This window comes from Mesorhizobium sp. LjRoot246, assembly GCF_964254115.1.
Lineage (GTDB): Bacteria > Pseudomonadota > Alphaproteobacteria > Rhizobiales > Rhizobiaceae > Mesorhizobium.
On sequence record NZ_CAXUSN020000001.1, the window covers coordinates 3,781,959 to 3,807,573 of the forward strand.

A 25,615-nucleotide genomic window follows, 5' to 3' on the forward strand; every position below is an offset into this window, starting at 1 on the left:
GCTTCTTCTCCTGCCGTTGTGAACCATAGAGGTTGCGGGCCGGCTGGCCGGCGGCTTGTGGTCTTCCTCAGTAAACGACGACACTCCTGATCGACTTGCCCTCGTGCATGAGGTCGAAGCCTTTGTTGATGTCCTCGAGCTTCAGCGTGTGGGTGATCATCGGGTCGATCTGGATCTTGCCGTCCATGTACCAGTCGACGATTTTCGGCACGTCGGTGCGGCCGCGCGCGCCGCCGAAAGCGGTACCCATCCAGGTCCGCCCCGTGACCAGCTGGAACGGCCGCGTCGAGATCTCCTGGCCGGCGCCGGCTACGCCGATGACGACCGACTTGCCCCAGCCGCGATGCGAGGCTTCCAGCGCCTGACGCATCACCTTGGTGCTGCCGGTGCAGTCGAACGTGTAGTCGGCGCCGCCGATCTGGTCGGCGCCGCGCTTGGTCATGTTGACGAGGTGGGACACGACATCGCCGTCGATCTCCTTCGGATTGACGAAATGCGTCATACCGAACCGCTCGCCCCACTCCTTCTTGTCGTTGTTCAAATCGACGCCGATGATCATGTCGGCGCCGGCAAGCCTTAGCCCCTGGATGACGTTGAGACCGATGCCACCAAGGCCAAAGACCGCGGCTGTCGCGCCGATCTCGACCTTGGCGGTGTTGATCACAGCACCGATGCCGGTGGTGACGCCGCAGCCGATGTAGCAGATCTTGTCGAAGGGCGCGTCCGGATTGACCTTGGCCAGCGCGATCTCGGGCAACACGGTGAAGTTGGAGAAGGTCGAACAGCCCATGTAGTGAAAGATCTTGTCCTTGCCGATCGAGAAGCGCGACGAGCCGTCGGGCATCAACCCTTGCCCCTGCGTGGCGCGGATGGCCGTGCACAGATTGGTTTTTCGCGACAGGCAGGACGGGCATTGCCGGCATTCGGGCGTATAGAGCGGAATGACATGGTCGCCCTTCTTGAGCGAGGTGACGCCCTTGCCGATATCGACCACGACGCCGGCGCCCTCATGGCCGAGGATGGCCGGGAAAAGGCCTTCGGGATCGGCGCCCGACAGCGTGAATTCGTCGGTATGGCAGATGCCGGTCGCCTTGATCTCGACCAGCACTTCGCCCTCACGCGGACCGTCGAGGTCGACCTCCATGATCTCCAGCGGCTTTCCGGCGGCGACAGCGACAGCGGCGCGGGTTTTCATCAGGCAATTCCTCCAAGGCGAATTTTTTTCAAGGGTTTCAGGTTTTGCCGGCACGATCAACTGGCAGCTGGTGCCGAGACTGGGCCGCAGCGATGAATTGGAATCGCAAATCGATTGAAAGGCAGTGAATTGCATGGTCGGCTTGACCCTGCAAGCACAGGCCATAAAAGGAACGGCCGACCCGAGGGATGACATTCCGCATGTTCACCAAAATCCTGATCGCCAATCGTGGCGAGATCGCCTGCCGCGTCATCAAGACGGCGCGGAAGATGGGTATCGCCACGGTGGCCGTCTATTCCGATGCCGATCGCGATGCCGTGCATGTCGAGATGGCGGACGAGGCGGTGCATATCGGGCCGTCGCCCGCCGCGCAGAGCTATCTCGTGCCTGAAAAAATCATCGCCGCCTGCAAGGAGACGGGCGCGCAGGCGGTGCATCCCGGTTACGGGTTCCTGTCCGAGCGGGCGGCCTTCTGCGAGGCGCTGGAAGCGGAAGGCATCGTCTTCATCGGCCCGAAGCCCAAGGCGATTAAGGCGATGGGTGACAAGATCGAATCGAAGAAATTCGCCAACGCCGCCAAGGTCTCCACCGTGCCTGGCTGGCTCGGCGTCATCGAGAATGCCGACCATGCCGAAAAGATCGCCGGCGAGATCGGCTATCCCGTGATGATCAAGGCTTCGGCCGGCGGCGGCGGCAAGGGCATGCGCATCGCCTGGAGCCAGGCCGAAGTGCGCGACGGCTTCGATCGTGCGCGCTCGGAAGCGAAAAGCTCGTTCGGCGACGACCGTCTTTTCATCGAGAAATTCGTCGTCGATCCGCGCCATATCGAGATCCAGGTGCTGGCCGACGCGCATGGCAACGCGCTCTATCTGGGCGAGCGCGAATGTTCGATCCAGCGCCGCAACCAGAAGGTCGCCGAAGAGGCGCCGTCGCCGTTTCTCGACGCCAAGACGCGTAAGGCCATGGGTGAGCAGTCGGTGGCGCTGGCCAGGGCCGTCGACTATCAGAGCGCCGGCACGGTCGAGTTCATCGTCGACAAAGACAAGAACTTCTATTTCCTTGAAATGAATACACGATTGCAGGTCGAGCATCCGGTGACGGAGCTCGTCACCGGCATCGATCTGGTTGAGCAGATGATCCGCGTCGCCGCTGGCGAAAAGCTTGGCCTCAAGCAAAGCGACATCAAGCTGAACGGCTGGGCGGTGGAAAGCCGGCTCTATGCCGAAGACCCTTACCGCAATTTCCTGCCTTCGATCGGCCGGCTGACGCGCTATCGGCCGCCGGAGGAAGGACAATTCGGCGATGTCGTCATCCGCAACGATACCGGCGTCACCGAAGGCTCCGAAATCTCGATGTTTTACGATCCGATGCTCGCCAAGCTGTGCACCTGGGCGCCAACGCGTCTGGAAGCCATCGATGCCATGTCGGAAGCGCTCGACAGCTTCGTCGTCGACGGCATCGAGCACAACATCCCGTTCCTTGCCGCGCTGATGCAGCATCCGCGCTGGCGGGAAGGGCGGATATCGACCGGTTTCATATCGGAGGAATACCCCGACGGCTTCGCGCCGATCGTACCCGACAGCGACGAGAAAGCCGTGCTGGCGTCGATTGCGACCGCGGTGGAGCTGCTGCGCCGCGACCGGCTCGACCGGCTGGGCGGGCGGCTGGCGCCGCATTCGGGAGCGCTGAAGCGCGACTGGGTGGTGAAAATCGGCGATGGCTATCTGTCAGCGTCGATCATCGAGGGCATGATTTCCATTCCGATGGAAATCGATCTGTCGATCGAGGGCGGCAAGGCGCTGACCGTTTCGTCCGACTGGCGGCCGGGCGACCTGATCTGGCGCGGCACGGTCGGTGCGCGCAAGGTTACGGCTCAGATCAGGCCGGTTGCCAACGGCTTTCGCATCGCCTGGAAGGGCATGTCGGTGACCGCGCACGCCATGCTGCCGCGCACCGCCGAACTGGAAAGGCTGATGCCCGAAAAGATAGCGCCGGACACGTCGAAACTGCTGCTTTGCCCGATGCCTGGCCTTGTCGTGTCGATTGCGGTTGCCGAAGGCCAGGAGGTCAAGGTCGGCGAGACGCTGGCGGTGGTCGAAGCGATGAAGATGGAAAACGTGCTGCGTGCCGAACGCGATCTTGTCGTGTCGAAACTCAACGCCAAACCAGGCGACAGCCTGGCCGTCGACGCGGTGATCATGGAATTCGCGTAAGGCTAGCCGGACAGGCAGCCTGTGATCAGCAGTGGTTTGTGCTGGACTGGCATCGCGCGGTCCCGGACAATACATCTCTATCGACTCAGGACCTTCACGCAGCACCATGGCCGACGAAAAACTTCCCCGCGATCCCCTGAAGCGCGAAGCCGCGATCGCGGCTGCGCGGCCGGAGGCGCCGGCGCGGCCCTTCGTCCATCTGCGCGTGCATTCGGCCTATTCGCTGCTGGAAGGCGCCTTGCAGATCGGCAAGGTGGTGGCTCACGCGGTCAAGGACGAAGTCCCGGCCATTGCCGTCACCGACACCAACAATCTGTTCGGCGCGCTGGAATTCGCGCAGAAGGCGGTCAAGGACGGCATCCAGCCGATCATCGGCTGCCAGACCGCGCTCGCCTTTTCCGGCGAAAACAGCGATGGCCAGCGTGACCGCAGGCGGCAAGGTCCGGACATGCGGCCGGTCGTCCTGCTCGCCGCGACCGAAGCCGGCTATTCCAATCTGGTCAGGCTGGTCAGCCGCGTCTACCTCGAAACGCCGCCAGGCGAGGCCGTGCACCTGACCACCGAAATGATGGAAGGCTTTTGTGACGGGTTGATCTGCCTCAGCGGTGGGCCGCGCGGACCGATCGGCACCGCGTTCAAGGAAGATCGCCGCGATCTGGCCGAAGCCCGGCTTTTGACCCTCAAGGCGATGTTCGGCGACCGGCTTTATGTCGAACTGGATCGGGTTTCCGGCTATGATCGCGTGATCGAGAAATCTACGATCGATCTGGCCTATGCCCATGAACTGCCTCTGGTCGCCACCAACGAAGCGTTCTTCTCGGCCCGCGACGATTATGATGCGCATGACGCGCTGATCGCCATTGCCGAGGGCTCGGTTGTCGCCGCCGACAATCGTCGCCGGCTGTCGCCGGACAATTTCCTGCGCAGCCAGGCCGATATGGCGCGGCTGTTCGCCGATCTGCCGGAGGCGATCGACAACACGGTAGAGATCGCGCTGCGCTGCTCCTACTACCCGAAGAACCGCAATCCGATCCTGCCGCGCTTCACCGGCGGCGATGTCGCCGACAATGATGCAGCCGTGCAGGCGGAGGCCGACGAACTGGCCCGCCAGGCGCATGAAGGGCTCGACGCCCGGCTGGCCACACATGGCCCGACCGCCGGATATACGGTCGAGCAATACCGCGAGCGGTTGAATTTCGAGCTCGGCATCATCACCAAGATGAAGTTTCCCGGCTACTTCCTGATCGTTGCCGACTTCATCAAATGGGCCAAGGCGCAAGGCATCCCGGTCGGGCCGGGCCGCGGGTCGGGCGCAGGCTCCCTGGTCGCCTATTCGACGACCATCACCGATATCGATCCGTTGCGCTTCTCGCTGCTGTTCGAGCGCTTCCTCAACCCCGACCGCGTGTCGATGCCCGACTTCGACATCGACTTCTGCCAGGATCGCCGCGAAGAAGTCATCCGCTACGTCCAGCAGAAATACGGCCGCGACCAAGTCGGCCAGATCATCACCTTCGGTACGCTGCAGGCCCGCGCCGTGCTGCGCGACGTCGGCCGCGTGCTGCAGATGCCCTATGGCCAGGTCGACAAGCTCTCCAAGATGGTGCCGCAGAACCCGGCCAATCCAGTCAAGCTCGCCGACGCCATCGCCAACGAGCCGCGCTTTGCCGAAGAGGCCGAGAGGGAGCCGATCGTCCAGACGCTGCTCGACATGGCGCAGAAGCTGGAGGGCCTTTACCGCCACGCCTCGACGCACGCCGCCGGCATCGTCATCGGCGACCGGCCGCTGTCGGAACTGGTGCCGATGTACCGCGATCCGCGCTCGGACATGCCGGTCACCCAGTTCAACATGAAATATGTCGAGCAGGCCGGGCTGGTGAAGTTCGACTTCCTCGGCCTGAAGACGCTGACCGTGCTGGAGACGGCGGTCAAGCTGATCCGCCGGCGCGGCATCGAGATCGACCTGGCAACGATCCCGCTCGATGATCCCGAGACCTACGCCATGCTGTCGCGCGGCGAGGTGGTCGGCGTGTTCCAGGTGGAAAGTGCCGGCATGCGCAAGGCGCTGATCGGCATGCGGCCGGACTGCATCGAGGACATCATCGCGCTGGTGGCGCTGTATCGGCCAGGGCCGATGGAGAACATCCCGACCTACAACGCCCGAAAGCATGGCGAGGAGGAGATGGCGTCGATCCATCCCAAGATCGACCATCTGGTCAAGGAGACGCAAGGCGTTATCGTCTACCAGGAACAGGTGATGCAGATCGCGCAGGAGCTGTCTGGCTACTCGCTCGGCGAAGCCGACCTGCTGCGCCGCGCCATGGGCAAGAAGATCCGCGCCGAGATGGACAAGCAGCGCGAACGCTTCGTCTCCGGTGCGGTCGAGCGTGGCGTCAGCAAGCCGCAAGCCGACTTCATTTTCGACCTGCTGGCCAAGTTCGCCGACTATGGTTTCAATAAATCGCACGCCGCCGCCTACGCGGTGGTTTCGTACCAGACCGCCTATCTCAAGGCGCACTATCCGGTGGAGTTCCTGGCGGCGTCGATGACGCTCGACATGGGCAACACCGACAAACTCGCCGATTTCCGCCAGGACGCGCTGCGCCTCGGCATCGAAGTTCTGGCTCCGTCGGTGATATCGAGCTTTCGTCCCTTCGAGGTCGGAGAGAACCGCATCTACTATTCGCTGGCCGCGCTGAAGGGCGTCGGCGACGCGGCGGTCGAGCATATCGTCGCTGTGCGGGGCGAAAAACCGTTCAAGAACCTCGCCGATTTCTGCGAGCGGGTCGATCCCAAGATCGTCGGCAAGCGTGTCTTCGAAAGCCTGATCATGGCCGGTGCGCTCGACTGCTTCGGCCACGACCGCGCGTCCATGATGGCGGGCGTGGAACGCATGATGGGGCTGGCATCGCTGGCGCAGCAGAATGCCGTTTCCGGCCAGGCCGATATTTTCGGCGCCTCGCTCGGCGCCCAGTCGCAAGCGCTCAATCTGCCGACGACGGAGCCGTGGCTCGCCGCTGACCGGCTGCACCGTGAATTCCAGGTGGTCGGCTTCTATCTCTCGGCGCACCCGCTCGACGAGTACAAGGCGGCCCTGCAGAAGATGCGGGTGCAGACGTGGGCCGAGTTTTCGGCCGCCGTCAAGCGCGGCGCCGCTGCCGGCCGTCTGGCCGGCACGGTGACTTCCAAGCAAGAGCGCAAGACGCGCACCGGTAACAAGATGGGCGTTATCGCCTTTTCCGACACGTCAGGACAGTATGAGGCCGTGCTGTTTTCGGAAGGACTGGCGCAGTATCGCGACCTGCTCGAGGCCGGCCGCTCCGTCGTTATCACCGTTGCGGCCGAAGACAGGCCGGAAGGCGTCAATCTGCGCATCAACTCGGTACAGTCTCTGGAAGACGAGGCAAGCCGTGTCCAGAAAGCGCTCCGCATTTTCGTGCGCAACGCCTCGCCGATCAACACGCTAGCCGGCCAACTGACCGTCAGGGGCGAAGGCCAGGTCAGCTTCGTGCTGATCAAGGAAGAAGGCGAGGGGGAAATCGAGATCGAGTTGCCCAACCGCTACCGGATTTCGCCACAGATCGCCTCCGCGATGCGCGCGGTGCCGGGCGTGGTCGAAGTGGAGCTGGTTTGAGGTGCGTTGATATTCAGGTGATGCCAGCCTGCAAACGATGACCCCGGACGGCAATCGGATAGATGTCGGCCATCGCGGATTGAGTTCGCCCTAGGCCTGACATCCTGTCTGATAGGGCCAGGATGTCAGCTGCGGTTGAAGTTGTTGTCGCTTGAACCACATGCATCGAGCAAGCTCGAATAAATTCGCCGTTTCGAACCCAGCCCAATCCAAAGCCTCGGCGGTGCGGCCGCGGCCAGACAGGAATGCGCCATCATGCCCAGCCGCGAACGCGTTGAAACCTTCCTCAAGGAAGTGGTCGAAGGCAGCCACGTCACGGCGATCGCCGACTTCTACCATGACGATGCGACCATGCAGGAGAATCTCGGTGTCCCGCGCAGGGGCAGGGAAGCGCTGATGGCACGCGAGCAATCGGTTCTGGAACGGATCCAGAAGATGTATACGCATCCGGTCCAGATTTTTCTGGTCGACGGCGACAATGTCGCCATCCGCTGGACATTCGACAGGATCGACAAGGACGGCACTGTCCGGCGCCTGGAAGAGGTGGCGCTTCAGCAGTGGCGCGGTGACCGCATTGCCAAGGAGCAGTTCTTCTATGACACGGCCACCGCCTGGGGCCTTGTCGGACCCGACGGCAAAGTGGTGCAAAGCTGAGGGATCCCGCAACTTAAGCCACTGGACGGCCATGGCTGCGGACGCTACGCAATCCTCATGAAAGCGGCGGGCAAGGACGGATTACAGGAAAATTCGGCGATGGCGCGGCTGCGCGACAGGCTGCGCAAGCTTTATCACGGGCGCACGCCGGCGGCTTTCCGGTTCCAGCTGGTGGCTGTCGTTATCGACCTCGCCATCATCGCTTTCTTCATCGCGACGCCGGTTCTCCAGGACAAGCCGTCATTCCTCTGGCTCGACGATGCGGTGGCGGCACTGGTCGCCGCAGACCTGGCTGCCCGCTTGCTTGCCTCCAAAAACATGCTGCGGCTGATGAAGCAGCCGACGTCGTGGGTCGACGTCTTCATCCTTTTGACGCTGCTGATGCCGACCGCCTTGGCCAATCTCGCCTTCCTGCGCATCCTACGGCTGTGGTCGCTGTCGCGCAGCGGTTCGCTCTGGCGGCATCTGGAGATGAGCGGCCTGCGGCCATGGCGCGAGGCGAGCCACGCGGTCATCAACCTCTTGACCTTCCTGTTCGTCATCACCGGCTTCGTCTACACCTTCTTCTTCCGCACCGGCGCCGGACTCGAAAACTATATCGACGCGCTTTATTTCACCGTCGCCACGGTGACGACGACCGGCTTCGGCGACATCGTGCTGCCGGGCATGGCCGGCAAGCTGACGGCGATCGTCACCATGATCATCGGTATATCGCTGTTCGTCAGGCTGGCTCAGGCGATCTTCCGGCCGGCCAAGGTGTTCTTTCCTTGTCCGCAATGCGGGCTGCAACGGCACGAACCGGACGCGGTGCACTGCAAGGCTTGTGGCCATCTTCTCAACATACCGGACGAGGGGAACTGACCAGCGGCGGCGCTATGACGCCGCGACCTCGGCCGGCTTTATCGGCCTGCGCTGAAGATTGAGCAGATTGCCCATCAGGATCAGCAGCGCGCCGCCGGCGGTGAAGGCGTCGAACCGTTCCTGACACAGCACCAGCCATTGGCATATCTGGACGTGCCGCTCTTACGACGAGAGTATAAAATTCCGCCAATTACTTGATGACCACATAATCCGCCGACGGGCACGGCTCTCGTATATCATTGACTAACTTGTTCTTGCTAATGTTGCAGCTAGGCAGCGGAATGTTTGATGTAGCCTGATCGTTGGCAAGGCTGACGATTGGGCGGGCGAGGCACGATGATCGCGAAGGCGGATTTTGCGACGGTCAAGACCGATCTGAACGGCCTGCGCGCCGATGATGCGGCGGCGCCTCTCGTGTCGGCCATTATTCCTTGCCTGAACGAAGAGCGCACGCTCGGCATCTGCATCCAAAAGGCTCTCGATGTTTTTGCAAAGCGGGGCATCGTGGGCGAGGTGGTCGTCGGAGACAATGGGTCGAGCGATCGGTCGGTTGAGATTGCAGAGTCCCTCGGTGCGCGTGTCGTGCACCAGCGGGTCAAGGGATACGGCGCGGCGATCAGCGCGGCGGCTGAATCCGCACGAGGCAAGTATCTCATCATGGCGGATGCAGACGATTCCTACGACTGGAGCAGCCTCGGCGAGTTCATCGACGCATTGGAGGATGGTGCCGAACTGGTCATGGGTGATCGCTTTGCGGGCGGCATCGAGCCGGGCGCCATGCCTTCGCTGCATCGATATCTCGGCAACCCGGTGCTTTCAATGATTGCCCGTTGGCTTCACCATTCTCCGATACATGATTTCCATTGCGGCATGCGCGGGTTCACCCGCGATGCATTCCGCAGGATAGGCGCGCGCTCACCGGGCATGGAATTCGCCTCGGAGATGGTCATCAACGCGCATCGCGCAGGCCTGGTGATCCGGGAGGTGCCGATCAAGCTTTATCCGGACAAGCGCGGCCGCCCACCGCATCTGCGTTCATTCCGCGACGGCTGGCGCCACCTGCGGCTGATCGTGGCCCATGCACCCAACACCATGTATCTCATACCAGGGGCGACCTTGCTGGTGACCGGCATTGCCGGCCTTGCGATCCTCGCAGCGGGACCCGTTCGGATCGGCGGGTGGTATTTCGGAATTCACTTCGTCGCGCTCTCCGCAATGGCGACATTGATTGGCCTTTCGGCGATCCTTTTCGGCATGCTGGCCAAGGTGGCGATCGCCATTTATCACCCAGTCCATGGAGGCCGAATCGTGCCCTGGCTGATGCGCGGTCGCCCGTTGGAATGGCTGGTCTTTTCCGGAGGTGTGCTCGCGGCGACGGGCTTTGTCGCGGAGGTGCTGCTGGCGCTGCGTTGGATTTTCATAGGCGGCCCGATGGAGCAGTCGGTGCATCTGACATTTGTGATCACCACCGCCTGCGTGGCCGGCATGTCCATGGTGCTGTCCGGCTTTGTGCTCAAGTTGCTGCTTGATAATCTGGAGTGACAGGCAATGGGTCCTGATCACCCAGCTGGCTTGCGGGCGGGAACTCGAGCAGGTGGCTGTGCCGACGAAAAGCCATTTCTGTCCGTCGTCATGCCGGTCCACGAGGGGGCGGCATGGATTGAGGCGACACTTGACTCGCTTGCAGTCGAGCCGACCGGCAACCTGGAAATAATCGTTGTCGACAGCAGCCCGACGAGCACCACTGCTGCCATCATAGAGCGATTTGCTCACCGATTACCCCTTCGGCTGCTTCAGCGAACGGATCTTGCGCCTTGGCAAACGAAGACCAATTTGGGCGTCGAGTCGGCGGCCGCTGATCACGTCTGCATCCTCCACCAAGATGACCTTTGGTTGCCTGGGCGCGTCGAGGCCGCCCACCGCTGGCTCGCGACCTCGCCAGAAGCCGGGCTTCATTTGGCTCCAACTGCCATCATTGACCGCAACGGCCGCCGAATTGGGCGCTGGAACTGCCCTTTGCCGGCTGACGAGGTGCTCGGAGCTCAATTCTTGCTGGAGCGGCTGCTTGTTCAAAACTTTGTCTCGGTGCCCGCTCCGATATTCCGTAGAACCGCATGGCTGGAATGCGGAGGCATGGATGAGAAACTCTGGTATACGGCGGATTGGGACATCTGGGCGAAGCTCGCCAGTACCGGTCCGGTCGTCTATCACGACGAGATCACTACGGCCTTTCGGGTTCACGGCGGTTCGCTGACTGTAACCGGATCCCGTGACGTTAGCGAATTCCGGTCGCAAATGCAGATTGTCATGGAGCGCCATCTTTCCCGGCTTCCGGCGAGCAGCCGACGCTGGGTTGAACCTGCCGCTCTGGCGTCGATCAGCGTCAATGTCTCGCTGGCCGCCGCGTCGGGCGGCAATTTTAAAGCCCTGGTTCGCGCGGCTTGTACTGTACTTTCGCTCGGACCGATCGGCATGAGGCGCTATTTGCGCGACTCGCGGTTGTGGGAGCGTGTCATTTGCCGGCTTCGTGCGAAGTTAACAGGGGCTTTCTAAGGCCGATGCCCAATCCAGTTATATCTACGGATGAGCAGATGGGGCAGGAGCGGTGCGCGGGCAGCCGCAAAAGACCGCTTTTGCAACGAGGGTGGCGGTACACGCTAGTGGGGTTGATGTGCGCCATTGCCCACAACGCCATCATGATTGTGGTCGATCAATTGGGGGGGCATTACCTGCTGGGCATCCTGATCTCATTCTTGGCTGTCACGCCAATCGGATACGGACTGCATAGCCGGTTCACCTTTGCCGAGTCACTTCGCCTGAAGGCATTCACGCGTTTCGCAGGAGGCGTGGTTGCGGCCTATCCGATCTCGGTAGCTATGATGGTCGTCCTCTGTTCCGGCTTCGAGCTTAGTGTTCCGATTGCGACCCCAATCGCCACCATCGCCCTATTCTTCTGGAACTTTGTCGCTGCGCACTGGGCCATCGTGCCGCGTCTCCATCTGTACTCCGCAACCGTGCCGACGGCACCTTCTCACCCGGCAAAACGCCAATCAGCAAGAAACGAGGAATAAGAATGCTGGCACCAGGTCAGGTCGCGCGCAGGGTTCTCGGCCGCCATTTCGAGCCGGTCGGCAATGTATATCGTCGTGTGTTCGTCAACCTCAACCTGATCGCGGGTTTTCTTGACGGTGAATTGCCGAACGGCGCGAAGATCGTGGACATCGGCGGCGGTGACGGCGCGCTCGTCGAGCGGCTCCTAAATCGACGCCCTGACCTAGCTGTTACGATGTGCGATCTAGCTCCTTCAATCGGTACATTCTTAAGCGACGTACATCGCGCGAGGGTTGAACTTCTGCCTGCGACTGATCTCGCCGACGTGACAGGGCTTTACGATGCTGTCACGATTTCCGACGTCATCCATCACGTGCCGGTCGATCAACGCGACTCATTTTTCAAATCGCTGGCCGGCAGCTGCGAACGCTGGGCTTGCCGGAAGATCATCTTGAAGGACATTGAGCCGGGCGGCGTGCGGGCCACGCTGTCGCTTCTTGCCGACCGGCACATCACCGGAGACAAGCATGTCGTGCTGTTTTCACGATCGGACTTTGCGGTCATGGCGCGACGGTATTTCCCAAAGGCGCAGAGAGTATCGGCTGTACCTGACTGGCCGAACTATTGCGAAGTGTTGAGTTGGTAGTGTCTAAACTGATTGATCCGCGAGACAGGGATGTCCCGCGATCAATGCCACCGCCCAGGTTACGATCCGGTATTCGGCGCGATGATGCGGACGTACAGCCGTTGAATTATTTGGTCGCGATGGTGCCGAGCATACTGGAGATCCGATGACTTTCGGGGCGATCGACAAGCAATTTGTCGATAAATTTGAGCGGGAATGTCAGCGTCAAGACCGCTCCTTTCGCTAACATATAGCGGGTCCGGTTCTCCCGACCCACAATCACGCCGACGTACTCGGAAAGGATGTTGACGATTGCGCTCGTCGGTCCCTGATGCGTTTGAACCTCAACCCTTCCGAACCGCCGAAGAAGCTGCTCGATCCCGTCTTTCGTGAAGTTGCAGTAATGGGCTGGGTAGCCATGGTAGGGAAACAAGAACGGGTTGATGCATAGCAGCTTGCCGCCTGGTTTTAGGACGCGGAGCACTTCATCAACGACCGCAGCCGGATTGGGAACATGCTCGATCACGCTGTCCAGAATGATGTAGTCGACTGAATCGCTCGGGAGCGGGGTGCGCTCAATATCCGCCACGAGATCGACATTCGGCCCGGGGAACAAGTCTATGTTGAGCACATCGGAGCGGATGCGCCGCGCACCGGAGCCGAACTCGATGACTGTGGACTGTTGAGGCACCGACGTTAGAAACGAATTCAGTGTGTCATGCGGTGAATACTCGCTTGTTATGAGTCGCTTCAGCGAATTGTAAAAGCGGGCACGGGTGCTGGTGCCGGCATACGCCTCTTCATGGAAGCTGGCGTCGAAACCTTGCCTTGTCGGTGGCTCGGCAAAGAACGGAATGCCTTTTCGTACAGGATAAATGGCTGAGCAAGATTTGCATGTTAGGGCGCCGGGGCCTGTCACAAGCGCAGCATGGCAGGCTGGGCAGACAAGACCCGACGTGAATTTGGATTGCAGCACGCGCTGTCCTTTCAAGTCTCCACACTATTTGGGAGAACAGGTTACCATGGATGACTATAGGCCTTTCTTAACGAGCGAAGGCTAACAGTTGTTAAAATCCGCTCAGCGCAAGCTAAACGGGCGGAATCTGCAAGAACCTACTACACAGGCGCGACCAAACAAAATCACGCAACGCGGTTTCGGCACGGTTTTCGACAAGCAACCGCGCCGGGACCGAGGCGAAGCCGCCTCGCCAAACTGGCTATTTGCGTATGCGGAGCGGCAGCAGTCGAAGTGGCGAGAGGTTCAGTTGCTGGCACGCGGGGGCTCTGGGCTGAGTCACGGTTTGGGGGGTATCTTGGACACGCAAGAATTTGGACACAGATCAGGTCAGCTATTCGGTATCGAGCAGCGCCCGGCAACCGTTTTTCTGGGTGTCCTAATTGCCCTTAAGATCGTTTTGCTCTTCACCTTGGCTTGGAACGCCCGCTTCGTCATGGACGAATTCGTCCAGCTCGGATGGGCAAAATATTTCTCCAACGGCCTCTTCGACACGATCTGGCATCCCAAGGCGGTCGGCTATGCGATCTTCTACGAGATTGCCCACCTGATCGGCTGGGATGCCACGTCGATCCTGCTTGTCGGCCGCATCCAGACCGCCCTGCTGGCATGCGCGACCGTGGCCATGGTCTATGCCTGCGCTCGCGCGCTCGGCGAGGACCGGAATCGGGCTTTGGTCATTGTCCTCCTCCTCCTGTGCTTCTCGAATTTCATGGAGCGCATCTTTCGCACCATCGCCGAGCCGTTGGCGGTGTTCTTCGCGGTGGCGGCGCTGCTGGTCGTCCTGCGGGCACGTGAATTGAGCGGACGGCAGCTTGTCGCTGCCGGAATCCTAAGCGGCCTGTCGTTCCTCGCGACGCAGAAATCAGTCTACTTCAATTTTGCGCTTGGCCTTGGTCTGGTCGCTGACGCGGCTTTGGCGAAACGCTATGCGGCGGGCATGGCGCGCGGCGCATGGCTCGTGCTGGGATGGACCGTTCCCATAATTGCCTATTGCTTCATCTTCGGCGGCGCCGACCCTGTTCCCATTGCCAGGAACCTCGTATTCGGCCCTCTTGAGATTGCTGCGCGCGGGGGCGGTGATTACGGGGGGCTGAGGCGATTCGTGTTTCAGACGCTCGCGCGAAACTATGTTCTTTACGTCTTCTGTTTCGCCGGCATGGCTCTGTCTCTGATACAGATCATGAAGCTCGACGAACGGAGACGAATTGCGCTGATCTTCTCGATCGTCGTCACTGTGCTGGTCTTCGCGCATGACCAGCCGTGGCCTTACGTGTTCATCATGGCGTTGCCGTTCATGTCGCTATGGTCGTTGACGCTGCTCGACGGCGCCGCAATCCGCGTGCGTTACCTGCACCTTGCGTGGATAGCGCTCGTCACAGCCATGGCTATAAGCTTCGTTGCCAATGTACTTTACCTCCGCTTCGACAATGCGGCCCAACTTGAATTGGTGGCGCGGGCAGAGTCATTGCTTGCACCAGGTGAGCGGTATTTCGACGGCGTAGGAATGCTGCCCAATCGGATGGAGCCGACAACTCTATGGCTCGACAAACACTATGTTCTCGCCACCTTGCAGGAAGGCAAGAACTCGGAGGTCTATAATGTCCTTAGCAAGTCCCCGCCAAAGTTGATCCTGTGGTCCTACCGAATGGACTATATCAATCCGGTCGTCGCGCCACTGATCTTGAACAGCTACGTCCGTATCGCACCCAACCTCAGGATCGCTGGTAGCAGAATTTATCCCGGTCAGCGGAAGATTTTTGATGTTCCGATTGCTGGAAGCTATGCGCTCTACAGTGCAGATGGAACGCCGTTACGGGGCCAGGTTGTAATCGACGGCGCCGTGCTTGATCCGCCATTTCACCTCGCGATCGGGCCAAAGACCGTAACATTGCGCGACGGTGCACGCGAAGCGTTGCTGCTGCCGACGGGTTCGTACGCCGGACACTTCAAGGACGGCAGTGACAACGAGTTTCTATTCGATGGCGTCTATGACTGAGCCGAGTGCCGCTCGATCGAAGCGGGTGAAGGCAGTCGTATCGACGCCAGCCAAGCTGTCGGATCGTAAGCGACCGAACCAGGCAACTGACTGGGCGAATAGCCTATAGCTAGGAGGTTGCGATCTCCGCAGGCTGTGGCGCCTTGCGCTGCAGGTTGAGCAGGTTGCCGGCCAGGATCAGCAGCGCGCCGCCGGCGGTGAAGGCGTCGATCTGCTCGCTATAAAGCAGCCAGCCGATCAGCGCCGACAGCGGCACGCGCAGGAAATCCATCGGCGAGATGACGGTCGCGTCGGCATAGCCAAGCGCGCGGGCCATGCAGAAATGCGACGACATGCCGGTGAAGCCAATCAGTACGATCCATGGCCATAGCGCCAGCGGCGGGTTGCGCCACGTATAGAGCGCCGGAACCAAGCCGACCACAGACTGGATGATCAGCATCCAGAAGATAATGCGCACGACGCTCTCCGTCCGCGTCAGCGACTTGACCGTGACCACCGAGATGCCGAAGCAGACGGCGGCGCCGAGCACGACGAGATGTCCCGGATCGACCGAGCCGGCTCCGGGGCGCACGATGATCACCACGCCGATCAGCCCCAGCACGATCGCTGCGAGCCTTGGCCGGGAGAGTCTTTCGCCGAGAAAAATCACCGCCAGGATAGCCGTCCAGATCGGTGTGGTGAATTCGATCGAGATCAGCACGGCCAGCGGGATCAGCGTCAAGGCGTAGAGCCAGGCCGCCTGGCCGGTATAGTGGATGATGTTGCGGGCGATATGGGCGACGGGGCGCTGCGTGCGCATGGCTGGAAAGCCGCCGCTCGTCATCACCAGCGGCAGAAGGATGAAAAAGCCGATCACCGAGCGCAGTTCCAGCACCTGGAAGACGTTGAGCTCGGCTGTCGTGGCGCGGCCGGCGACCGACATCGCCAGGAACGATGCGATCGACAGCGCCATCCAGAAGGCGGCCTTGGGGATCGAGTGGGTGGCTGTCATGCCCGCTATGTCGCAGGCCGGAGCTTCTGCCGCAATCGCTAGCCGCTGCATTCCTACTGGGCCAGTCGCAACTTGATGTTGCAAAACGGTCGTGTTGCGGGCGGAACCTGATCCGGCAAGGGGCGTTGAGTTGCGATAGTCAGCCGTGCTTGCGGATCGTCCCGCCCTTTTCAAGATCGACAAGGAGAGCTTCGATGAGATCCTTCGCGCAATTCGCCCTTGCCGGCTGTCTGTTGGCCGCGGCTGGCACAGCGCGTGCCGACGAGACTAGGTTTCTCCAGTCGTTCAAGGGCAATTTCGCAGGCAAAGGTATCGTCAAGGTGACCACCGACGCGCCGACGGTGAATGTGTCCTGTACGTTCAAGTCGAACGCGACCTCGACGTCGCTGTCGCTCGACGGCAATTGCCGGGGGCTCATTGTGGTGACGCGCGCCATCAGCGCGGACCTGACGGCCAGCGGTGCAAAGTACAGCGGCACCTATGTCGGTTCTCGTACCGGGCCGGCACAGCTCAACGGCAGCCGTTCGGGCAACGCGATCAATCTCGGCATTCGCTGGGCCAAGGAGGTCAATGGCGACCGAAGCGCGCAGATGAAGGTTGAGAAACGTGGCGAGAACGGCATGCGGCTGACTGTCACCGACACCGATCCGAAAACCGGCAAGAGCGTGGTCACGAGCCGGATCGACCTGCAGCGCAGCTAGCGAAAATCAGTCCTCAAGCGGTTCCGGCGGGTGGGCGTCGCGGCCCTTGCCGAATGTATAGCCGGTTTCCACCGCCTTGCGGCCGAACTTGTCGCGCAGGGCATCGATGGCGCCTTCGGCCATGGCGCGCTTGCGCGACTGGAGGTCGACCAGATCCGGTGGGTCGGCCTTGTCGTCGTCCGAGAGGTCGCTGACGCCGATGCCGAGCAGTCGATATTTCGTGCCGTCGGTTTCCTTGCGCAGCAGCTCCACTCCGGTCTGAAAGATGCGGTCGGCGAGCCGGGTTGGGTCGCCGAGTTGGCGATTGCGCGTGCGCAGCTTGAAATCCTGGGTCTTCAGCTTCAGCACCACGGTGCGCCCGGCAATGCCGGACTTTTTCAGCCGTGCCGAGACCTTTTCTGAAAGCCCTCTCAGCACCGCGACCAGCTCGTCCAGCGACGCGATGTCTGTATCGAAGGTGGTTTCGGCCGATACGCTCTTGGCGTCCTGGTCGGGATCGACGCGGCGGACGTCCTCGCCGCGCGAAAGGCGATAGAGCCGGTCGCCCATCGTGCCGTAGCGGCGCATCAGGTCGCCACGATCCATCTGCTGCAACTGGCCGATGGTGCGGATACCGTCGCGCTCCAGCGTGGCGTTGAACGCCTTGCCGACGCCCCAGATCATGGTCACCGGCTGCACCGCGAGGAAGCCGACCGCCTCGGCCTCGCCGATGACCGAAAAGCCGCGCGGCTTGCGGAAGTCCGACGCTATCTTGGCGAGGAACTTGCAATAGGACAGGCCGGCCGAAACGCTGATGCCGATCTCCTTCTCGACTGCCAGCGCAAAGCGCGCCAGCACCACCGCCGGCGGCAGGCCGTGCAGCCGTTCGGTGCCGGAGAGGTCTAAAAACGCCTCGTCGATCGAGAGCGGCTCGACCAGCGGCGTCAGCGCCTGCATCATGGCGCGCACCTCGCGACCGACACGCACGTATTTTTCCATGTTCGGGCTGATGACGACCGCCTCGGGGCAGGCTTCGAGCGCCTTGAACATCGGCATGGCCGAGCGCACGCCCTGGATGCGGGCGATGTAGCATGCGGTGGAGACGACGCCGCGTTTGCCGCCGCCGATGATCAGCGGCTTGTCCTTGAGCGCGGGATTGTCGCGCTTTTCGATCGCCGCATAGAAGGCGTCGCAATCGATATGGGCCAGATGCAGCCGGTAAAGCTCGGGATGACGCGCAAGGCGCGGGCTGCCGCAGCGCTCGCAGCGGCGCGTCTCACCGCGCTGAAACGTCAGGCAGTCGCGGCAAAAACCGTGATCGGGATTGTTGACAGGGGCCGCCATCGCTGCGAACATAAAGAGAACAGAAGCAATGGTACGATAGTGCAAGGCCAGCGACAAGGCTGACCTGGGGAGAACGCATGAGCACGACCATAGCGCCGCTGGCGCCTGAGCTTTGGGCTGAATTCGAGGATCTCTTCGGCAAGCAGGGAGCCTGCTACGGCTGCTGGTGCACGCATTTCCGCCTGGCGCCGGCGGTGCGCCGCGAGAGTAGCCGCGAACGCAACAAGGATCACATCAAGGCGCGCATCGAAGCAGGCCCGCCGCCGGGCTTGCTGGCATTCGAAGACGGTCAGGCGGTCGGCTGGATGCAGATCGGGCCACGCGCCGACGTGCCCGAGTGGAACAATCAGGGCAGGGGGTCGGCACCGGTCGATCCTGCCGACGCAATGGATCCCGCCGTCTGGGCCATCTCCTGCTTCTTCATCCGCAGCAAGGCGCGCGGCAGGGGTATCACGCATCGCCTTGTCGAAGGCGGCATCGACTTCGCCCGCAAGAATGGCGCCCGGCAGGTCGAGGCATGCCCGATAGACCTGTCGCGCGATTCGCGTTCGATCGGCCTGTTCGTCGGCTCGTCTCGGGTTTTCGAGAAGGCCGGTTTCGAGCGGTTGGTGGAACGCAAGGCCGGCCGGCCACTGATGCGGCTGGTGCTTTGATTGAGGGGGCCGCTCGTGGCTTGTTGATCTTACCTTGCGGTTGCAGCAGTAATTTCATACCAGACGGACGTTCCTTCTAGGTCAAACGGAGAATTCGCGTGAACCGTGCCCTACCATTCGTTTTCCTCCTTGCGTTGAGCGCGCCTGCGTTCGGTCAGACCGTCGACAGTCAGGGTGCGAAGAAATTGTCAGACGACCTGGCCCGCTACGTCGGCAAGCAGGCGATCGACAAAGGCATTCTGAAGGTTTCGCTCGAAGGCGGCGTCTACAAAATCCTGTTTGATTTCAACGCACTTGCCGCATCATTTCCGGACCAGAAACTGCTGAAATTCGACTTCGCGCCCTATGCGCTGATGGTCAAGCCGCGCAGCGATGGATCCTGGGATGTCTCGATGGATTTTTCGCAAAGCGCTTCCTTCGAGTTCAACGGACCCGAGGGGCTGCAAGGCACGCAGTTTTCGATCAAGGATGGCAAGGGGGCCGGTGTCTACGATCCCAATCTGGCGGCATTCACCAGCGGTACCAGTTCGATGTCCGGCATGACGATGGCATCGAAGGATGCCAAGCAGCACATGGAAGTCAACGCCGGCGCCGGCACGGCGACCATTGCCGCGACCAAGTCCGCGACCGGCGGCGTCGATTTCACAACCTCGCAAAAGGTGTCGAGTTTTGTCGAAGCGATCAATTTCGACGATCCGGAGAGCGGGTTGAAATTCCCGGTCACCGTCAGGTCACCGGAACTGTCGGTCGAAGCCAGCGGCAAGGGCGTGCGGACAAAGCCGTTACTCGATCTCCTGGCATTTGCCGTGGCCAATGAAAACGAAGCGACGCTAAAGGCCAACCAGGCGCAACTCAAATCGCTTCTGCTCGCCGCCTTGCCGCTTTGGGAGCGTGTCGAGGGAACCTACGGCTTCAAGGATTTCGCGGTGGAAAGCCCGGTCGGCAATTTCGGCGCCACCCAGCTCAGCACCGTGTTCGGCACCGACGGCGTCGCCCAAAGCGGTACGATCACCTACGGGATCAAGGCGTCAGGGCTGACCGTGCCGACGCAGCTTCTGCCGAGCTGGAGCGTGGGGCTGCTGCCCACAGATGTCGAGCTGAACTTCGGCGGCGCCAATATCGATCTCGACAGCATGGCGAAGAAGGCGATCGAAGCCTTTGATCTCAATCAGGATCCGCCGCTGTCGGCCGAATTCGGCGAGCAGCTCAAAGCCGACTTCATGGCCAAGACGCCGAAGGTCGTGCTCGGCCACAGCACCGTGAAGAACAAGGACACGGAGATCGCGCTGGAAGGCGAGATGACGTTCCCCGGCGAAAAGCCCGAAGGCAACGTGACCGTCGATGTCGCCGGCTTCGACAAGCTTGTCGAAGGCCTGCAGGAGGCGGCGAAGTCAGAACCGGAGGTGGCGCAATATGTGCCTGTCGCCCTCATGGCGAAAGGTTTTGGCAATACGCTGCCCGATGGCCGGCTGGAATGGGTCGTCAATGCCAAGGCCGACGGTTCGGTCGCCGTCAATGGCGTCATGCTGAAGCCCGCCGATCCGGCCGTGGACGACAGCATCGACGACGATGACAGTGGAGACGATAGCGGGAACGATGGCGGCGGGGCGGGCGCGAAACTGAACCCTTGAGGGCCGGGGCCTTAGAGCCCCAGCGCCACTGCAATTTTCGGCGCGGCTTCGTGCCAGTCCTGGACGACGGCGACGTCGTCCGGCACCGGCGGCAGGAACGCACGCAACGAAATGTCGGCCATCAGGTGGATGAGTTCGGCGTCGGCGACCGATTCCCGCACCGATGCCAGATTGCGCGGCTGATCGTCGACGAAGACGACCGGCCGGTCGGTCTTGCCGCGAAGCTTGGCCACCGCGGGTCCCTTGGCCATTTCAGTGGTCAGAAGCGGGTAGTTCATCCCGAGGGCATCGAGATGGGCACGGCGCACGGCTCGGTGTCTGTGCGGCATGGCCGTAAGCAAGATGATTTCCGCCCGATCGCCGAGCCCTGCCAGGGCTTCCGCAGCACCTTCCGTAACACTCTGCCAGTCGGCCTGTGCGTCAAAGAAATCGCCCAGAAGTGCGGTGACTTCGGGCTGTTCGATCAGCCGGCCGCTCGCCGTTTCGGCGATGTTGCCGGTCAGCCGGAAGGAGGCCAGCGTCAGGTCATAGCCGCGCGCCTTGAGAAAATTGGGAAAAGGGCGGATGAATTCGAGCAAGACGTCGTCGACGTCAAGCACCAGCAGCGGGCGGTCGTCAGCCACTAATTCCCCGATCTGGCGCGCGGTTTCGGGATCATCGCTCATATCGAATGCTCATGGTTGTCGTCGCCCAGCGGCAGCGCCCGCAAGGCTTTGCCGACAGCAGCCGGTGGCGTGCCGGTTTCCTCGGCAAAGCGCATCAGTGTCGGCTCGTGGGCAAGGATGAACTGCAGGACGCCGGCCAGGAATCCCGGTTCGCTGGCGGCCTTGCGGATCGAATGGGCTTCTATGCCGGTGATTGCCAGAAAGCGCGGCAACAGCTCCGGATCGGAGGCGACGAAGCCCAGGGCCTTCACGGCAATCGCTTCCGCCTCTTCGCGCATTGACGCTGCGTTTGCCATCACTACCTTCGGTGTGGAATGAGTCTCTCCCGCAGTAATGGCAAGAGTTGCTTGCGGCAAGCCATTAGAGCGTGGCGCGCCCTTTGGACGCGCAAGGGCGAGGTGGAATTCGCGCTGCTTTTCAGCCGCGGATTTCCGTTTCGTCAATCATATTGCCGTAAAGTGAAGCAGGGTTTGGTGCGTTCAGACATGGCGCATGACGGTCGCCTTCGAGCGGAAGGGCGGCCGGGACGGGATATCGATGCCGAAGAAGGTCATGATCGTCGAGGACAATGAGCTCAACATGAAGCTCTTTCGGGACCTCATCGAGGCAAGCGGTTATGAGACCGTGCGCACCCGAAACGGTCTGGAAGCGCTCGATCTGGCGCGCCAGCACCGGCCGGATCTCATCCTGATGGACATCCAACTGCCTGAAGTGTCGGGACTGGAGGTGACCAAATGGCTGAAGGAGGACGACGAGTTGCACGTCATCCCGGTCATCGCGGTGACCGCCTTCGCGATGAAGGGCGACGAGGAGCGTATCCGCCAGGGCGGCTGCGAGGCCTATATTTCGAAGCCGATCTCGGTGCCGCGTTTCATCGAAACCATCAAATCCTATCTGGGCGATGCGTAATGTACCCTTTCAGCCGAGCCGGAGCCTTATGAAATGACTGCGCGGATCCTCGTCGTCGACGACATCCCTGCCAATGTGCGGCTGCTGGAAGTTCGGCTGCTGGCCGAATATTTCGAAGTGCTGACCGCCACCAACGGGCCGGATGCGATCGAAACCTGCGAGAACGGCAAGGTCGATGTCGTGCTGCTCGACGTGATGATGCCGGATATGGACGGGTTCGAGGTCTGCCGGCGGCTGAAGAGCGATCCGGCGACGTCGCACATTCCGGTGGTTATGATCACCGCGCTCGACCAGGTTTCCGACCGTGTCCGTGGGCTTGAGGCCGGTGCCGACGACTTCCTGACCAAGCCGGTCAACGATCTGCAACTGATGACGCGCGTCAAGAGCCTGGTCCGCCTGAAGTCCCTGACCGACGAGTTGCGGCTGCGCGCCTCGACGACGCGCAACATCGGCATCGAAGAGCTTTTGAGCCGCAATTTCGCCTCCGAGGACACGACGCCGAAAGTGCTTTTGATCGACGAGCGCAAGTCGTCCGTCGAGCGCATCCAAAAGATGCTGCGCGACCGCGCCGACCTCGATATCTCCAGCGATCCGCATGCCGGCTTCTTCCAGGCCGCGGAGACGTCCTATGAATGCGTGATGATCTCGACCGCGTTCGCCGATTTCGATCCGCTGAGGCTCTGTTCGCAGTTGCGTTCGCTGGATCGCACCCGCTTCGTGCCGATCATTCTTTTGGCGGAGGAGGGCGAGGAGGAGCGTATCATCCGTGGCCTCGAACTCGGCATCAACGACTATCTGATGCGGCCGATCGACCAGCAGGAGCTGACGGCGCGGTTGCGTACCCAGGTGCGCCGCAAGCGCTACAACGATCAACTGCGCGCCAGCGTCACCCAGACCATCGAAATGGCGGTGACCGATGGCCTGACCGGGCTGCACAACCGCCGCTATCTCGACAGCCACCTGCAGACGCTGTTCGATCGGGCCGTGGCACGGCGCCGGCCGCTGTCGGTGATGATCACCGACCTCGACCGTTTCAAGGCGATCAACGACGCGCACGGCCATGACGGCGGCGACGAGGTGCTGCGGGAATTTGCCCGACGGCTGCGCAAGAACGTCCGGGGTATCGACCTTGCCTGCCGTTTTGGCGGCGAGGAGTTCGTCGTGGTGATGCCGGACACTGAGGGCGCGGTGGCTGAGAAGGTGGCTGAACGCATTCGCGCCGAAATCGCCCAGGCGCCCTTTGCCATCGGCCAAGAGGGTAAGACCATCGAGGTCACCGTCAGTGTCGGCGTGTCGTCGGTGCTGAAGGGCGTGGATACGGTGGCGGCGCTGATGAAGCGTGCCGACCTCGCGCTCTACGAAGCCAAGAGCGGCGGCCGCAACCGTGTCGTCGCCAAGGCGGCATAACCGGTCCAGCTCCGATTATCCAAGTCAACCCGACAGGGTTACCCGTTTACCTTAACCCAAGCGATTCGCGAGCCTTGGTTAAGAAACTGTTGATTTTCATAAGCTCTTGCGCAAATGTGCAGGCCAAGACGAAGCCGGCACGAGGATAGACAGCCGGCTCCGATCCTCAGGAATACCCCATGATGCTCAGGTCCGCCGCATCTCCTGGGTCCGTGGGGTCGGCCGGCCGGCGCTGGCACATAGTGGCCTCCTCGTACCGCTGCCAAACGCCGACCGGCCCCCTTTGTCTCATGTGACATGAGGATTCCGTGCCAAGCCCCCGATCTTCGGGGGTTTTTTGTGCATCGAAAAATCGGGATAGTTCCAACGGACCGGACAGTCGCGCGCGTGTCATCCAGTGGCAGACGTGCAGGCCTTCAGAAGGCACAGCGCCCACGATTCCCAAACTGTCTAGTCCAGTGGACGCGTGCACCTAGCCGGCGCTTATTATTCGTCGCAACGCTCCGACGAGATGTAATGAGCCTGTAACCAGGAGCCACGTTGCAGTTTCCGAGGCCAGGCGAACGGCTCGCATTAAGGCGAGTTCTGAATCTGACTCTACTTCGCTCGTCATACCCAACGATGTTGCAAGAACGTTCAGATTTGCCGCCGGCCAACCCCGACCCGACACTGGCAGCTCCGTAAAGATGGTGGTGCTCACGTAATCCGTTAGAACCGACAAGAAGCCCAGTGCGTCCTTGTCAGCGGCAAGGGCGACGACGGCCACACATCGACCGTTCAAATCTGGTCGAAGGGTGAGGTCGCATAATACCGCCGCAAGGTTGAAAGGGATATGCGCACCGTCGAGCACTACCGGCACAGTTCGCGATGCCGATAGTGGTTCATTGAGACCGCGGATGTTGAAACACTCTAACCTACCTGGGAGGCGGGCTTTGGTTTGTGTCGCATCATCTAGCAGCCATGCGCCGAGTGGGACCTTAGCTGCGCTCTTCGAAAGCGCGAAAACGCCCTGCCTGCCCAGATGATCAAGTGCTACTGCCGCCAATTCAGCGTTCCTGTCCGCGATCCTTGCATCTGGCCCAAGATTGGTGCGCAGGGCCGGGCAGCCTAACTCGTCGGCCTGCTCCTGCAAAACTCGACCGGCTTCGTCGTCAGTTGCGAGCGTCGTGACCAGAGTCGCACCGGGCTTGAGTATGCCCACTTTCTCGCGGGCAATGGCCTCCCGAGACGCACCGAGAATTTCAGCGTGTTCCAACTCGATATTGGTGACGATGGCAACTTCGCCGTAGACGACATTTGTCGAGTCCAGCCGTCCGCCGAGGCCAACCTCGACAACGACCCAGTCCAAATCGGCTTCCCTGAACATCAGAAAGGCAGCGGCTGTTAACACGTCAAACCAAGTCGCAGCAGCCCCCGGCGTGCCGTCATGCTTCGAGGTTTCATAGGCGTCCAGTACCCGGGTCAGGGCGTCCGCCAATTCGCCTTCGCCGCATGGCTGGCCTAAAATGCTGACCCGTTCCGATACCCGCTCGACGTGCGGTGATGAATAGCGGCCGGCGCGGTAGCCTGCGCGTAACAGCGCGACCTCAAGGAGAGCGCAAACTGACCCCTTGCCTTTGGTTCCTGCTACATGGATGGCGCGGACGCCTTTGTGGGGATTTTCTAGGCGCTGCATTAGATCGTACATCGAGTCTAACCCGACGAGCATCGATCCACGCGGCCTTCGTTCCCAATCGGTTAGACCATCGAGACGCGCTAGCGTTTCTGCCAAGCGGCGGCTTTGGTTGAATGTCAGCATAGCGTATTCACCGGTCGGCTAATTTAGCTAAAGTCGAAGCTTAGGCTTGCTGCGTTTCCGCTTAACAATTCAGGCACCGCTCAGCATCCGCAACCCTTGCATTCGTGTCTAGATTCAGAATTAGTCAATCCTGGGCGCCGAACTCTAGCCTGCCATTTAGTATGTAGCGTCGACTTCTCACATAGAATTGAAACCCTCTCAACCCGCTATCGCCCTCAACGTGACCCGATGAGTTGGCTCTTTTCACCCGGCGTGCTTTCGACTGGTGGGCCATCGCACTCTTACCGTGT

Annotated in this window: 21 protein-coding genes and 1 pseudogene; 14 read left to right on the forward strand and 8 right to left on the reverse strand. The window is 61.2% G+C overall.

Annotation, left to right across the window (positions count from 1 at the left end):
* Window positions 1–67 precede the first annotated feature (67 nt).
* Entirely contained in the window at window positions 68–1,195 is a 1,128-nt protein-coding gene (locus ACSQ3L_RS18340; RefSeq protein ID WP_436161234.1) for an S-(hydroxymethyl)glutathione dehydrogenase/class III alcohol dehydrogenase, read from the reverse strand.
* Between the two features lie 200 nt (window positions 1,196–1,395).
* Between ACSQ3L_RS18340 and ACSQ3L_RS18345 the strand changes: the two genes are divergently transcribed.
* From ACSQ3L_RS18345 to ACSQ3L_RS18360, 4 genes are all read left to right on the forward strand, one after another.
* The gene (locus ACSQ3L_RS18345) at window positions 1,396–3,408 is read left to right on the forward strand and encodes an acetyl-CoA carboxylase biotin carboxylase subunit (protein WP_436161235.1); all 2,013 of its coding nucleotides are present in this window, start codon (window positions 1,396–1,398) and stop codon (window positions 3,406–3,408) included.
* 106 nt (window positions 3,409–3,514) lie between these two features.
* Window positions 3,515–7,042 (forward strand): DNA polymerase III subunit alpha, encoded by a 3,528-nt coding sequence (gene dnaE / locus ACSQ3L_RS18350; RefSeq protein WP_436161236.1) that lies wholly within the window; start codon window positions 3,515–3,517, stop codon window positions 7,040–7,042.
* Between the two features lie 255 nt (window positions 7,043–7,297).
* On the forward strand, window positions 7,298–7,696 hold the full coding sequence (locus ACSQ3L_RS18355) for a nuclear transport factor 2 family protein (protein ID WP_436161237.1): 399 nt from the start codon (window positions 7,298–7,300) through the stop codon (window positions 7,694–7,696).
* A gap of 57 nt (window positions 7,697–7,753) precedes the next feature.
* Complete coding sequence (locus tag ACSQ3L_RS18360) at window positions 7,754–8,557, forward strand: potassium channel family protein (protein ID WP_436161238.1); 804 nt, start codon at window positions 7,754–7,756, stop codon at window positions 8,555–8,557.
* A gap of 12 nt (window positions 8,558–8,569) precedes the next feature.
* Here ACSQ3L_RS18360 and ACSQ3L_RS18365 read toward each other — a convergent pair.
* Window positions 8,570–8,695 (reverse strand): annotated as a pseudogene (locus ACSQ3L_RS18365) (EamA/RhaT family transporter); the annotation flags it as partial.
* A gap of 198 nt (window positions 8,696–8,893) precedes the next feature.
* Between ACSQ3L_RS18365 and ACSQ3L_RS18370 the strand changes: the two are divergent.
* The 4 genes from ACSQ3L_RS18370 to ACSQ3L_RS18385 are packed head-to-tail and all read left to right on the forward strand — an operon-like array spanning window position 8,894 to window position 12,254.
* Entirely contained in the window at window positions 8,894–10,099 is a 1,206-nt protein-coding gene (locus ACSQ3L_RS18370) for a glycosyltransferase family 2 protein (RefSeq protein WP_436161239.1), read from the forward strand.
* 6 nt (window positions 10,100–10,105) lie between these two features.
* The gene (locus ACSQ3L_RS18375) at window positions 10,106–11,110 is read left to right on the forward strand and encodes a glycosyltransferase (protein WP_436161240.1); all 1,005 of its coding nucleotides are present in this window, start codon (window positions 10,106–10,108) and stop codon (window positions 11,108–11,110) included.
* A 38-nt stretch (window positions 11,111–11,148) separates the two neighbouring features.
* Window positions 11,149–11,628 carry a GtrA family protein gene (locus ACSQ3L_RS18380; protein WP_436161241.1) on the forward strand — a complete coding sequence of 160 codons (480 nt, stop codon included), beginning with the start codon at window positions 11,149–11,151 and terminating at the stop codon, window positions 11,626–11,628.
* A 2-nt stretch (window positions 11,629–11,630) separates the two neighbouring features.
* Window positions 11,631–12,254: a class I SAM-dependent methyltransferase gene (locus tag ACSQ3L_RS18385; protein WP_436161242.1), complete on the forward strand. Its 624-nt coding sequence runs from the start codon at window positions 11,631–11,633 to the stop codon at window positions 12,252–12,254.
* 106 nt (window positions 12,255–12,360) lie between these two features.
* On the opposite strand, the gene ACSQ3L_RS18390 is transcribed toward ACSQ3L_RS18385, so the two are convergent.
* A complete protein-coding gene (locus ACSQ3L_RS18390) occupies window positions 12,361–13,224 on the reverse strand; it encodes a methyltransferase domain-containing protein (protein ID WP_436161243.1) in 864 nt (287 codons plus the stop codon).
* A gap of 322 nt (window positions 13,225–13,546) precedes the next feature.
* On the opposite strand from ACSQ3L_RS18390, the gene ACSQ3L_RS18395 reads away from it, so the two are divergent.
* Complete coding sequence (locus ACSQ3L_RS18395; protein ID WP_436161244.1) at window positions 13,547–15,247, forward strand: ArnT family glycosyltransferase; 1,701 nt, start codon at window positions 13,547–13,549, stop codon at window positions 15,245–15,247.
* A 109-nt stretch (window positions 15,248–15,356) separates the two neighbouring features.
* Here the strand turns inward: ACSQ3L_RS18395 and ACSQ3L_RS18400 are convergent, their stop codons facing one another.
* The gene (locus ACSQ3L_RS18400; RefSeq protein ID WP_436161245.1) at window positions 15,357–16,238 is read right to left on the reverse strand and encodes a DMT family transporter; all 882 of its coding nucleotides are present in this window, start codon (window positions 16,236–16,238) and stop codon (window positions 15,357–15,359) included.
* 194 nt (window positions 16,239–16,432) lie between these two features.
* On the opposite strand from ACSQ3L_RS18400, the gene ACSQ3L_RS18405 reads away from it, so the two are divergent.
* The gene (locus tag ACSQ3L_RS18405; RefSeq protein WP_436161246.1) at window positions 16,433–16,939 is read left to right on the forward strand and encodes a hypothetical protein; all 507 of its coding nucleotides are present in this window, start codon (window positions 16,433–16,435) and stop codon (window positions 16,937–16,939) included.
* A 6-nt stretch (window positions 16,940–16,945) separates the two neighbouring features.
* On the opposite strand, the gene ACSQ3L_RS18410 is transcribed toward ACSQ3L_RS18405, so the two are convergent.
* The gene (locus ACSQ3L_RS18410) at window positions 16,946–18,274 is read right to left on the reverse strand and encodes a DNA polymerase IV (protein WP_436161247.1); all 1,329 of its coding nucleotides are present in this window, start codon (window positions 18,272–18,274) and stop codon (window positions 16,946–16,948) included.
* A gap of 65 nt (window positions 18,275–18,339) precedes the next feature.
* Here ACSQ3L_RS18410 and ACSQ3L_RS18415 point away from each other — a divergent pair, with 65 nt between their 5' ends.
* Together ACSQ3L_RS18415 and ACSQ3L_RS18420 are read left to right on the forward strand one after the other, a co-directional pair.
* Window positions 18,340–18,915, forward strand: a complete 576-nt coding sequence (locus ACSQ3L_RS18415) for an N-acetyltransferase family protein (RefSeq protein ID WP_436161248.1) — start codon at window positions 18,340–18,342, stop codon at window positions 18,913–18,915.
* A gap of 98 nt (window positions 18,916–19,013) precedes the next feature.
* The gene (locus ACSQ3L_RS18420; protein WP_436161249.1) at window positions 19,014–20,546 is read left to right on the forward strand and encodes a hypothetical protein; all 1,533 of its coding nucleotides are present in this window, start codon (window positions 19,014–19,016) and stop codon (window positions 20,544–20,546) included.
* 11 nt (window positions 20,547–20,557) lie between these two features.
* Here the strand turns inward: ACSQ3L_RS18420 and ACSQ3L_RS18425 are convergent, their stop codons facing one another.
* Window positions 20,558–21,211, reverse strand: a complete 654-nt coding sequence (locus tag ACSQ3L_RS18425; protein WP_436161250.1) for a hypothetical protein — start codon at window positions 21,209–21,211, stop codon at window positions 20,558–20,560.
* Complete coding sequence (locus ACSQ3L_RS18430) at window positions 21,208–21,507, reverse strand: DUF3572 domain-containing protein (RefSeq protein ID WP_292177183.1); 300 nt, start codon at window positions 21,505–21,507, stop codon at window positions 21,208–21,210. The genes ACSQ3L_RS18425 and ACSQ3L_RS18430 overlap by 4 nt, the downstream gene beginning before the upstream one ends.
* Before the next feature lie 196 nt (window positions 21,508–21,703).
* Here ACSQ3L_RS18430 and ACSQ3L_RS18435 point away from each other — a divergent pair, with 196 nt between their 5' ends.
* Window positions 21,704–22,120 carry a response regulator gene (locus tag ACSQ3L_RS18435; RefSeq protein WP_436161251.1) on the forward strand — a complete coding sequence of 139 codons (417 nt, stop codon included), beginning with the start codon at window positions 21,704–21,706 and terminating at the stop codon, window positions 22,118–22,120.
* Between the two features lie 33 nt (window positions 22,121–22,153).
* On the forward strand, window positions 22,154–23,527 hold the full coding sequence (locus ACSQ3L_RS18440; protein WP_436161252.1) for a PleD family two-component system response regulator: 1,374 nt from the start codon (window positions 22,154–22,156) through the stop codon (window positions 23,525–23,527).
* Between the two features lie 472 nt (window positions 23,528–23,999).
* Here the strand turns inward: ACSQ3L_RS18440 and ACSQ3L_RS18445 are convergent, their stop codons facing one another.
* Window positions 24,000–25,325: a bifunctional folylpolyglutamate synthase/dihydrofolate synthase gene (locus ACSQ3L_RS18445; RefSeq protein WP_436161253.1), complete on the reverse strand. Its 1,326-nt coding sequence runs from the start codon at window positions 25,323–25,325 to the stop codon at window positions 24,000–24,002.
* Window positions 25,326–25,615 lie beyond the last annotated feature (290 nt).